Source organism: Burkholderia sp. BCC1993, assembly GCF_905339865.1.
GTDB lineage: Bacteria > Pseudomonadota > Gammaproteobacteria > Burkholderiales > Burkholderiaceae > Burkholderia.
In genome coordinates, this window is record NZ_CAJPGZ010000002.1 from 477,825 (window position 1) to 488,661 (window position 10,837).

The following is a 10,837-nucleotide window of genomic DNA, read 5'->3' on the forward strand; positions in this document are numbered from 1 at the left end:
CCCGCGTGCCGCCTGTCGATTTTCCGTTCCTGGGCCTGCGCGCGGCCTCCGCGGCCGAGATTGCCGACAAGCCGATCGTCGTGGAAACCGAGCACCTCGTCTCGCTGTGCTTCGACGGCCGTGGCATGCAAAGCACGATGCTGCGGGAGGCCCCGGACGCGCTCGCACTCGGCTATACGCGCACGATGATGGGGTTCCTGCTGTTTCAGCCGGAACCCGCGCATGTGGGCTTGATCGGGCTCGGCGGCGGTTCGCTCGTGAAGTATTGCTATCGGAACCTGCCGAACACCCATCTCACGGCAATCGAAATCAATCCGGGAGTGATTGCGCTTCGCGACCGGTTCCACGTTCCACCTGATGACGCGCGACTGACGATCATCTGCGCGGACGCGGCGCGGCACCTGTCGACGACCGCGCACACCTTCGATGCGCTGTTGCAGGATGGTTTCAATGCGGATAGCGCGCCGTCCGAGCTCTGCAGCGCAGCCTTCTATGACACCTGTCGCGCGCGACTGAACGACGACGGTGTGCTCGTCGTCAATCTGCTCGGCGACGATCCGCGACTCGGTGATTGTCTCGCGAGGCTGCGTGAGACGTTCGGCCCTTCCGTCGCAATCGCACCGGCTGAAGACGGTGCAGGTAACGTGATCACCTTCGCCTGGAAGAGCGACGCACCGCTGCCGTCGCTCGAGGCACTCATCGAACGTGCGGATCGGCACTGCGGCCACCACGGCATCGACCTCGTCGATGCCGCCGTACGCATCGAGGTCGGCGCCCGTTACGACTGGACGCGCCTGAGTGCGTGCCTTGCCGATTGAGTCCGATACATGCGGCACCCTTGATCATGATCAAACCCCTGGAGACGCCATGAGCGATAACGAAGCTTCGACCGTTCCGACCATCTCGGCATCCGCGATCTGGGCGCTGGAGCGCCTTGCCGATATTCGTTACGGTCGCGATACGCCCGCACTTGGCTGGTCCATTACCCGCGAGCTCATCGGCGCAGGATTCGTGCGCTATCCGACGAACGGCCGCGGAAGCGGCTCGATTACGGCAGCCGGACAGACGTTCCTGAAGAACCGGAAATAGTTCCAGTCGGCGTCGCTCGCGAATCGCACGGTCGCGTCGATCCGGATATCCATGCCGGGTCGTTCATGGCATGGGCGGTTGCGTTTGACAGGGGGAGCGTCAACGCGCCAGGGTGCGGCTGCGAATTGCAGTGGCTCGCGAAGATGAGCAAGCGTGCCGCTGCGGACATGACGAAAGGCTGAACGTGCTTTCCTACCTGCGGTTACTTTTTGCGCGACGCAAATTTCGCCGGCTTCCCGTGATTCGTTTTCAATCGGCGCCGATCGATCTGGGCATCGACGGCGTGCCGCATTCGGGTTGGGAAGTCGCGATCCTCGCGGTATCCGGCGGTATCGTCGGCGCGGCGACATACAGCCTGGCGCCGCGAACCGATCGGGTATATGTCCATCGACTGGAAATTCTCCCGACGATGAGGCGCCGCGGCTACGGTCTCGCCTTCCTGTCGTATCTGCATCGAACGTACCAGTTGCCCATTACTCCCATCGACGACGGGCCGGAGGCCCGATCGTTCTGGCGCGCTGCGAGATCCTTTCAATACGGCGCATGGCGGGTTACGTCCGGACAATCATCCGACGAGTTCCGCGACGCGCTGCTTCAATGGCGGCATCGGCAGGCGGTCATGCTCGGCTTGCGTCCCCCGTCGGCGAAATCATCGGATTCCTAGGCGAACCTGCATGCCGCCCTTCGCACAAGCGGACTTGCTCGCCGGTCATGCGCGACATAGATTGTCTTCATCGAGGTCCGACTTTTTGGAGGGGCCATGGAACTGCTCGTGGAACGCGTTGACGTCTGGGCGGCCACCATCGAGGACAAGCCGGGCGGTCTTGCACACGTGCTGAACGCGTTGCGGGATGCCGGCGCGGATTTGCAATTCGTTGTCGCCCGGCGCACCCAGGAAGCACCCGGCAAAGGGGTGGTATTCGTCGCGCCGCTGCAGGGAGATCGAGAGACCCGTGCTGCCACCCAGGCGGGATTCAGTCCTAGCTCGAGCCTGCACTCCATCCGTGTGATGGGGCTGGACCAGATGGGGATCATCGCGGAGCTGACCCAGAAACTGTCGGACGGCGGGATCAATCTCCGCGGCGTATCCGCCGCCGTGCTCGGCTCGCAGTTCATTGCTTATCTCGCGCTCGACTCGCTGGCCGACGCCGAGCAGGCGACAGACATCCTGCAAAGGGCCTGAATTGCCGTTTCAGTCGACTGCAGGGTGAGGCGGGGCGCCTTTCACGGTTGAATCTCGCGTGTGTTGCATCGGGCGTTCGGCGCGGTCTGCCCGATCTTCGACCGGCTGAGGCCGCCGCGGAATATCGACGGCCAATCGATTGCGGCATGCGCGCGGGCGACGCGCCGCAGCGGCGCTTCGTTCGCGTGTTTCGCCGCGTACGTCTGCCGCGTTCCCGTGCCTTCGCGTGTCTCGCGTTTCGTCATGCCGTGTGCGGCAAACACAGGCGAGCGGGCAGGGGGATCGAGTTGCCTGGCGTATTTGTTCGTGTTCTAGTTTTGAAGAAAAATAGATGCATTGTGATAAGAATACTTATCCCGATGACGTCGATGCGAATGAACTTCGCTGTTGAAATCGCCGCCTCGCATGTTCACTCGGAAGGGGCGGCGCTGCGGTATCGAGGTGCGTGACGCACGGGCGGCGAAGTTCCGGACGGGATCGGAGCACGATGCAGGGCCGACGCGGCCGCCCGCGCATGCCTCCTCAATCGCGCGTCGGCCGAAGCGCGCGCCCCATCTCCGCGATCGGCATCGCCGCGATCGAATTCAGCAGCCGCGTCTCCCCGGCGTCCGGGCGCGCGATTGCCCGCACGTCATCGAGCGTCTGCGCGACGTGGCGATCGAGCGGTTCGAGAAAGCGCTGCAGCTCGCTTGCCGCCGCTTTCTCCCTGAGCCCGAGCGCCTGGCCGAACGCGATCAGCGCAGCCGCATCGATATCGACAAACCGCGTCGCGTTGCCGAGCGGCATCGTCAATTCGCAGTGCGGCCAGTGATCGCCGCGATGGTCGGGGCGGTGCGTCGGCGTGTGATACACGACCGTGCTGACGATGTCGTAGAACGGCGCGAGCCGGTAGCCGCGCGCGTCGACGAAGAACGACAGGTTCTTCAGGTGCGCGTCGGCATTGCCGACCACCACGTTGAACACGGTCCAGCGGAACACCGACAGGCGCGCCAGCGCGCGCGTGCTGGTGCGCTCGATCGCGCGGGCGAGCTCCTGCGCGTTCGCGCGCTGGTACTTGAAGCCGCGGTCGTAGTTGAGCAACTGCATCGCGTCGATCGTATGTACGCGTGCGGCCGGCGCCGACGCGACGTCGCGGTCGAACCGGTCGATCACGTAGCACGCGGACGGCGCGCGCAGGAAGTGCACGTCGGGGACGTCGAGCCCCATCTTCTTCGCGAGCTTCATGCAGAAGAATTCGTTGATCGCCGAGTGCGGGTAGCCGGCCGCGCGCATGTCCGGCTTGAGCAGGTGCATCGACGGCTCGCTGCCGACCGGCTCGTACAGCGCGTAGTCGGGTGCATCGCCGCGCAGCACCAGCAGCAGTTTCTGCTGCGCGCCGGCCGCCGACATGCGCTTGGGCGCGGTGGCCGTCAGCGCGCGCTCGGGCATCGCCTGGATCCGGCGTTCGAGCTCGTCGAGCGGCAGCGGCTGCAGGCTGCCGGGCGCTTCCTGTTCGCCGTCGGCCAGCAGCGTCAGCGCGCCGGCCGATTCGCGCCCGAAGTACGCGAGCAGGCCCCACGCGTCGGCGGCGTCGACCTTCGCCTCGCGTGCGAGCGAGGTGCGCATGCCTTCCTCGGGCAGCAGGTTGTCGAAGAACCACTGGACCGGGCGATCGGTCGACGTGTCGGTGAAGGTGCCGGCGCGCAGCGCGAACGTCGGGGACAGCGGATAGGCAGCCGGGGACGCGAGCCATTGCGGGGCGTACGCGAACGACCAGATGCCCTTGTCGTCGGTCAGCGTGCCCATGCGCACGCCGTTGGCGGACGCGATCAGCGTTCTAGCCGCCATGGCTGCTCCTGCGGCGTTGCGCGGCCTTCAGCGCGGTGGCTTCCGAAATCTCGACCGACGACTCGGCGTACAGGCGCACGCCCAGTTCGCCGAGCAGCAGCATGACCTTGCCGATTTGCGCGGTCGGCTTTCCGCCTTCCACCTGGCTGATGAATTTCGGCGACAGCCCGGTCGCGTTCGCGAGTTCGTCGCGCGTGAACCCCTGCTGGAGCCGCGCCGCGCGGATGAGGTGGGCGAGCGCGCCGATCGTGTCGACGGACTGGGACTCCGACATGACGTTCTCCGTGCTTCGTATCTGATCGGGAACAGTATTGCACAACTCGTCGGCCCGGGCATTATTTCGTATCCGTACAGGAACGGAGTGGCGAACCGGAGAGCCGGTGCGCTGTTTCGTACCCGATCGGGTACCGGGTGGTGCGGAATCGTGGCGCAGGCGATTTTCGTATCCGAACGGATGCGGAGAAGGACGGGACCGTGACGGCGGCCCGGTCGCATGCGTGTGCGACGACCGGCCGCGCCGGCAAACGCCTGCGTAAGGGTGGCGCCGTGTGCGGAGCAGACGGGGCAAGTGGAGCAAGCGGGGCGACGGGGCGGTCGCGCCGCTTGTCATGGGGGGATGCGGGCAGCGGATTTCGAACCATGCGGTGCACCGGATCGAACGGCTATTGCCCGTCGGGCTCGAATGAGCGGTCAGGGCGCCGACCGTGCGTGCGGCGACACGGTGGTCTGCGGACATATGCGCGGTCAGTCCGTATCAATGCGGAAACGTCCCCTCATCCTCTCATTCTCACGCTCGACCACGCGCACACGCCACGCGCCGCATTGGCGATCGCCGCATGCGCTTGCATGATCGGGCCGATCCGTATCACCGCCGAAACATTTTGACCACCTCAACTTTGCTTTTCATGTCGTCGCGGTGCCGAGTCGCGATGAGCATCCAAAGCCCGATATTGGCATGCCGCTTGCTGTAAGGACCGAGCGCGCAGATGAATGGCATTTCAAACGTCGCTCAGCGTGCCCAAAGGGAGAAGCTACAAGGTGACATAACGGGGTGACTAATAGTCAAACAAGGGCTGTGACGTGATTGTCGGCGGCTGCGCATGACGATTCGCTACGGGGTAGCCACGATGTCTGACGATAATTCACGCTTTGTGCAGTGTGCGTTTGCCACTGGAAACACCATCCCGGCTCTTGAGCGGTACGGGATGGTGTTCTCTTGTTGCGTCGCTGCGGTAGATGTAGCCGACCAAGACAACGGGGCGCCGTCGTCACCGCAACCAAATTGCGATCGGAGCGCCAAACGGCGCCTCGGCTGGATCGCCGTGCTCGGGCAGGAGATGACGATCTTCAGGAACGCACCAGGGAAACCGTGATGAGTATGCCCGCCACTTTCACGTTCGATTTGCAATACGGAGGCAGCGCGACCTTCTACACCCGGAGCGGCGGCGATCCAGCTGGCGCCGCTGTGTATACGGCTGGAGCCTGCCGGCCGCGCAGCGCCTCCGCTTCCTGCTGGACTTCGGCTATGCGACCGGCCTGCGCGCGAGCGAGCTGGTCGGCGCGACGCTCGGCGACATCCGCCGGGACGAGCACGGCGATCACTGGCTGCACGTGCTTGGCAAGGGCGGCAAGCTCGGCAAGGTGGCGCTACCGTCACTCGCTCGAACCGCGCTGGATCAATATCTCGTGCAGCGCGGGCTGCCGATCACGCCCGCACGCTGGGACCCGGCGACGCCGCTCGTTGCGAGCCTTGACGAGGATGGCGCGGGCATCGAACCCAGACGGCTCTGGCGCGTGCTGCGACGGTTCTTCATGCTGGTGGCCGATGCAATCCAGGACGATCGGCCGGCGACCGCCGAAAAGCTGCGCCGCGCGAGCCCGCATTGGATGCGGCACACCCACGCGTCGCACGCGCTGGCGCGTGGTGCTGAGCTGATCATGGTGCGCGACAACCTGCGGCACGCCTCGATCTCGACGACATCGACCTACCTGCACAGCGACGAGGTGCAGCGAGCCCGGCAATTCGATCAGGCGTTTCGCTCACGGGATTTCAAGCAGTAGGCCTGCTTATGGCACCTTAAGCATAAGCACAATAGATTTCATAACTTCAAGGCTTATGATAGAAAATTGCGCTTACCGTGTTCATCCCCCATGAGCGCGCCGGGTCCGGTCAGCCGCGCCGCGCGGGCGAGTGTCATTTCCCGGTGTCCTGGGCGCCGCGATTGAAGGCGACCGCCGGCCGCGCGCTGCCGGCCCCCCACGCCTCGGCCGGCCGCCCGACGTGCAGCGTATCGAGCAACTGTCCCATGCCGGCGAACACCCGGTAGGCGCTCGCGGCTTCCGCATACTGGCCGCCGATGTAATCGATGCGCGCGCTGTAATACTCGTTCTCGGCATTGAGCAGATCGAGCAGCGAGCGCTGCCCGATGCCGAACTGCAGCATGTACGCTTCGCGCGTCGCCGCACTGGAATCGACGTACTGCTTGAGCACGACCATCCGGTCGCGCGCGGTGAGGTACGCGTTGTACGCATGCGAAACGCTTTCCTGGATCTCGAGGCGCGTGCGATTGCGTTCCTCTTCCGCTTCGCGGATCTGCGCGTGCGCTTCGCCGATGCGCGCCTTGTCGGCGCCCCCTTGGAACAGGTTGTAGCGAAGACGCAGCATCACGCGGCGGTCGTTGGTCGGGCCGAGCACGCCGTCGCGGTCGTGGCTCGCGCTGAGCTCCAGGTCGAGGCGCGGCCACAGCGCGGCCTTGGCGCCGTCGTACCGGGCGCGTGCCTGGGCCACGTCCGCCTCGGCGCCGGCGAGCGACGGGTGGTTCGCCAGCGCCGCGTCCAGCGCGAGGCGTTCGGTCGGCGGCAGCGCGCCTTCCGGCGCCACCGGCTTGACGAGCGCATCCGGGGCCGAGCCTACGAGACGGGCGTAAGCCACTTCGGCATCCTTCAGGCTGCTTTGCTCGGTGCGCAAGTTGTCCTGGGCCAGCGCCAGCCGGCTTTCCGCCTGGTAAAGGTCGGCGCGGCGCCCGACGCCGCGGTCGCTGCGCAGCTTGATCTGGTCGTGGATCCGGCGATGGGATTCGAGGTTGTCCTCGGCGGCGGCCGTCGTCTCCCGGCGGCGCAGCACCTCGAGATAGGCGCCCACCACGCGCAGCGCCACGTCCTCGGACGTGGAGGCGACGCGATTGGCGGACGAGTCGATGCGCGCCTGCTGACGCGCCACTTCGCTCCTGACCGCGAAGCCGTCGAACAGCATCTGCGACAACGTCACGTTGGCATTGCGATGCGTGAACGTGGTCCGGTTCAGGCCGAGCAGGCGGGTCTCCACATCGTCGCGCTGCTCCTTGCCGATCGACGCGTCGACGTCCACGCGCGGCCAGTAGCCGGCCCGCGCCTGCTTCAGGCCCTGATCGGCCGCTTCGCGGTTATACGTGGTGGCGCGGACTTCGGGGTTGGTTCTGATCGCTTGCTCGACTGCTTCCTGGAGACTTTGCGCGGCGGCGAGCGACGAGGCGGCGGCGAGCGACGAGGCGGCGGCAAGCGCCGACGCGAGTGCGAGCACGGCTAGCAGCGGGCAGTTTCGGTTCATCGACTCGGTTTCCTGTCGCCTGTCGCCTGACGGCTGCCAGCAAGCAGCACGGCTCAGGCACGATCGGATATTTCGCGATGCTCGGAATCATGCGGCCGGCGCAGCTCGCCGGAATCACGTTGCGCCTTCTGGCAGCTTAGTCCATTCGACGGATTTCCCGTGAAGATATTCGCGTCGGTGCGCTGCGCAGGATGCGTCGGACCTGCCGCCGCGAGCGACGGCGTGCTGCATTCGATCGCGCGTGCACGCGTCGCTCGCGGGGCGTTCCGGCCGGCTAGACCTCCTGGACGTGGGGCAGCGGCGGCGGGGTGTAAGTGACGACGGTGCCGCTGCCTTGATCGTGCGAAAGCTGGAAGCCGCCGGCCGACAGGTTGCCCTGCAGCGCAACCTGCGCCGTGTGGGCGCCGTCGCTGACGGTCAGCGTGCCGCCCGTTCCGGTGTCGTTGGCCGTGAAGCTGAGCGTCGTGTGGTCGTTGAACAGGACATCCGCGAGATCGAGCGTATCGGCCGCGCCGAAGCCGCTGACCGTGCCGGTGAAGCCGGCGGACTGGTCCAGCTTGAGCGTACCGGCGGCGCCGTCGGCGAACGTCGTGTTTTCCGCGGACGCGCCGCCGAACTCCAGGGTCGCGGCGCCGCTGATCGTCGCGCTACCGGCGCCCGTCACGTCGCCGTGGATCGTCAGGTTGCCGTTGTTGGCCCACAGGTTGCCCGTGTTCGCCACGGCGCTGTCGATCACGAGGCCGCCGCTGCCGGTTGCCTCGAGCGTGCCCGTATTGACGACGGCGTGGGCGCCCGTGTCGATCACGAGCGCGTTGGCGCCGCTGGCGACGATCGTCCCTTCGTTGACGAGCGTCAGCTGGCCAGCGCCGAGCTGGCCGGCCCCGGCGATCGTGTTGTCGACGTTGACGAGCGTCGCGTCCGGCGTGCTGCCGAAGATGACGTTGTGGCTGTCGTCCGACAGCGTCACGTGACCACCGCCTTCCAGCGTCGTGCTCCTGACCAGCACCTCGAACCGGGTCAGGTCGCCCGTCGATCCGAGCGCGATCGTGCCCGTGTTGTCGATCGTGCCGCCGACGGGAAGCATCGCGCCGTCGTTGACCGTCATGACGCCGGCGTTGGTCGTGACCGCCTCCTGGTCGAACACGAAATTGTCGCTGGTGAGGTCGGTGGCGTGAACGCCCGCCACCGTGATGGTCGCGCCGTCGCCCAGTGCAATCACCGCGTTGCCGTTGGCGTCGTCCGTCATGTGGGCCTGGACGTCGCTGAAGCTCGTGATGCCGGTGAATCCGACGAGGTCGATCTTGTCGGCGGCGAGGTCGAGATTGTGCAGCGTGTCGTTGCCGATCGGCTGCGCGAACACGAACAGGTCGTGGCCGGCGGATCCCGTGAGCTGATCGTCGCCGGACCACGCGAAGATCGGCGCGTTGGCCGCGAACGCTTCGACGTTGTCGGCGACCGTGACGGCCTGGTGGCTGCCGTCCGCGGCGGTCCAGGTTTCGGTCACGGTGAGCACCGTGGCGCCCGTGAAGGACGCGGGCGGCGTGACGGTGAGTGCGCCGAGATCGTTCGTCGGGACGAGCCATGCGCCGTTGCCGAGGTCGGTGCCGGCGTTCAGCGTCCAGCCGGACGGGATGCCGGCGATCGTCACCGCGAGGTCGGACGCATGGCCGGACGGATCGGCCAGCGCCAGATTGATCTCGGATCCGGCGACGCCGGCGGGCGCCGTGTGCGTCGAGGATCGCGTGTTGCCTGCCGTGTCCCACTCGGTCACGGTGAGGGAGTCCTTGTTGAGGTTGAGGCTCTGTTGCGTGAAGGCCCAGGTACCGGCGCTTTGTTGCGTTGCGCTGTAGTCGGCGTTGGTGGTGTTGTCGTGGACCGTCACTTTCCAGACGTTCGACGTGTCGGTGTTGGCTGTGAGCGTGTTCCCGCTGTATTGCCACGACAGCGTGGACGGGGCGGTGGTGTCGAGCGTGAAATTGAAGCTGGTCGCGTTCGAGATGTTGCCTGCCACGTCGATCTGGCGGACCTGGACGTTGTTCGCGCCTTCGGCTGCACTGAAGCTGGTGTTCCAATGGCCGCCATTGTCGACGCTGTACTGCACGGTGGCGCCGGTTTCGATGCCGGTGAGGTTCAGCGTACCGACGTTGGTGATGTGATCGGATGCGCTGCTGCCGGAATCGGTGGTGAGCGCGACGCCGGGGGCGGCGGCCGAGGTGTCGAGCGTGAAGCTGAAGGAGGTCGCCGACGACGTATTGCCGGCGACGTCGATCTGGCGGACCTGTACGTTGTTCAATCCTGCGACGGCGCTGAAACTGGTGTTCCAATGGCCGCCATTGTCGACGCTGTACTGCACGGTGGCGCCGGTTTCGATGCCGCTGAGGTTCAGCGTGCCGACGTTGGTGACGTGGTCGGACGCACTGCTGCCCGAATCGGTGGTCAGGGCCACGCCCGGGGCGGCCGCCGACGTGTCGAGCGTGAAGCTGAAGGAGGTCGCCGACGACGTATTGCCGGCGACGTCGATCTGCCGGACCTGCACATTGTTCAATCCTTCGACCGCGCTGAAGCTGGTGTTCCAATGCGAACCGTTATCGACGCTGTACTGCACGGTGGCGCCGGTTTCGATGCCGGTGAGGTTCAGCGTGCCGACGTTGGTGATGTGATCGGAGGCACTGCTGCCCGAATCGGTGGTCAGGGCGACGCCGGGCGCGGCGGCCGAGGTGTCGAGCGTGAAGCTGAACGACGTCGCCGACGACGTATTGCCGGCGACGTCGATCTGGCGGACCTGTACGTTGTTCAATCCTTCGACCGCGCTGAAGCTGGTGTTCCAATGCGAACCGTTATCGACGCTGTATTGCACGGTGGCGCCGGTTTCGATGCCGCTGAGGTTCAACGTACCGACGTTGGTGACGTGGTCGGAGGCGCTGCTGCCGGAATCGGTGGTCAGCGCGACACCGGGCGCGGCGGCCGAGGTGTCGAGCGTGAAGCTGAACGACGTCGCCGACGAGGTATTGCCGGCGACGTCGATCTGGCGAACCTGCACGTTGTTCGTGCCTTCGACGGCGCTGAAGCCGGTGTTCCAATGGCCGCCATTGTCGACGCTGTACTGCACGGTGGCGCCGGGTTCGATGCCGGTGAGGTTCAGCGTGCCGACG

General features: G+C 65.9%; 8 protein-coding genes and 1 pseudogene. 5 read left to right on the plus strand and 4 right to left on the minus strand.

Annotated features, from left to right (window positions below; translation table 11 throughout):
* Positions 1 to 5 precede the first annotated feature (5 nt).
* The 4 genes from U4Y91_RS05020 to U4Y91_RS05035 all read left to right on the plus strand — a co-directional run bounded on the left by U4Y91_RS05020 (position 6) and on the right by U4Y91_RS05035 (position 2,272).
* Positions 6 to 818: a fused MFS/spermidine synthase gene (locus tag U4Y91_RS05020; protein ID WP_415750442.1), complete on the plus strand. Its 813-nt coding sequence runs from the start codon at positions 6 to 8 to the stop codon at positions 816 to 818.
* Positions 819 to 867: 49 nt separating this feature from the next.
* On the plus strand, positions 868 to 1,089 hold the full coding sequence (locus U4Y91_RS05025) for a hypothetical protein (RefSeq protein ID WP_321803749.1): 222 nt from the start codon (positions 868 to 870) through the stop codon (positions 1,087 to 1,089).
* 184 nt (positions 1,090 to 1,273) lie between these two features.
* Complete coding sequence (locus U4Y91_RS05030) at positions 1,274 to 1,753, plus strand: hypothetical protein (protein WP_321803751.1); 480 nt, start codon at positions 1,274 to 1,276, stop codon at positions 1,751 to 1,753.
* A gap of 96 nt (positions 1,754 to 1,849) precedes the next feature.
* Positions 1,850 to 2,272: an ACT domain-containing protein gene (locus U4Y91_RS05035; RefSeq protein ID WP_321803753.1), complete on the plus strand. Its 423-nt coding sequence runs from the start codon at positions 1,850 to 1,852 to the stop codon at positions 2,270 to 2,272.
* 522 nt (positions 2,273 to 2,794) lie between these two features.
* Here the strand turns inward: U4Y91_RS05035 and U4Y91_RS05040 are convergent.
* Positions 2,795 to 4,099, minus strand: a complete 1,305-nt coding sequence (locus U4Y91_RS05040) for a HipA domain-containing protein (protein WP_321803755.1) — start codon at positions 4,097 to 4,099, stop codon at positions 2,795 to 2,797.
* Positions 4,089 to 4,373, minus strand: coding sequence for a helix-turn-helix domain-containing protein (locus U4Y91_RS05045; protein ID WP_044843467.1), 285 nt, complete (start codon positions 4,371 to 4,373; stop codon positions 4,089 to 4,091). Before U4Y91_RS05045 ends, U4Y91_RS05040 begins: the two co-directional genes overlap by 11 nt.
* A 1,196-nt stretch (positions 4,374 to 5,569) precedes the next feature.
* Here U4Y91_RS05045 and U4Y91_RS05050 point away from each other — a divergent pair.
* A pseudogene (locus U4Y91_RS05050) lies at positions 5,570 to 6,160 on the plus strand (tyrosine-type recombinase/integrase); the annotation flags it as partial.
* A gap of 133 nt (positions 6,161 to 6,293) precedes the next feature.
* On the opposite strand, the gene U4Y91_RS05055 reads toward U4Y91_RS05050, so the two are convergent.
* Both U4Y91_RS05055 and U4Y91_RS05060 read right to left on the minus strand, forming a co-directional pair.
* On the minus strand, positions 6,294 to 7,685 hold the full coding sequence (locus tag U4Y91_RS05055) for a TolC family outer membrane protein (RefSeq protein ID WP_415750443.1): 1,392 nt from the start codon (positions 7,683 to 7,685) through the stop codon (positions 6,294 to 6,296).
* A 274-nt stretch (positions 7,686 to 7,959) separates the two neighbouring features.
* A partial coding sequence (locus U4Y91_RS05060) for a beta strand repeat-containing protein (RefSeq protein ID WP_321803759.1) occupies positions 7,960 to 10,837 on the minus strand: 2,878 nt, incomplete at its 5' end.

What these genes read in the sequence shown, in the direction of transcription:
- U4Y91_RS05045 (WP_044843467.1), bottom strand. Translation starts at nt 4,373, where the DNA reads ATGTCGGAGTCCCAGTCCGTCGACACGATCGGCGCGCTCGCCCACCTC.
- U4Y91_RS05055 (WP_415750443.1), bottom strand. Translation starts at nt 7,685, where the DNA reads ATGAACCGAAACTGCCCGCTGCTAGCCGTGCTCGCACTCGCGTCGGCG.
- U4Y91_RS05025 (WP_321803749.1), top strand. Translation starts at nt 868, where the DNA reads ATGAGCGATAACGAAGCTTCGACCGTTCCGACCATCTCGGCATCCGCG.
- U4Y91_RS05035 (WP_321803753.1), top strand. Translation starts at nt 1,850, where the DNA reads ATGGAACTGCTCGTGGAACGCGTTGACGTCTGGGCGGCCACCATCGAG.
- U4Y91_RS05040 (WP_321803755.1), bottom strand. Translation starts at nt 4,099, where the DNA reads ATGGCGGCTAGAACGCTGATCGCGTCCGCCAACGGCGTGCGCATGGGC.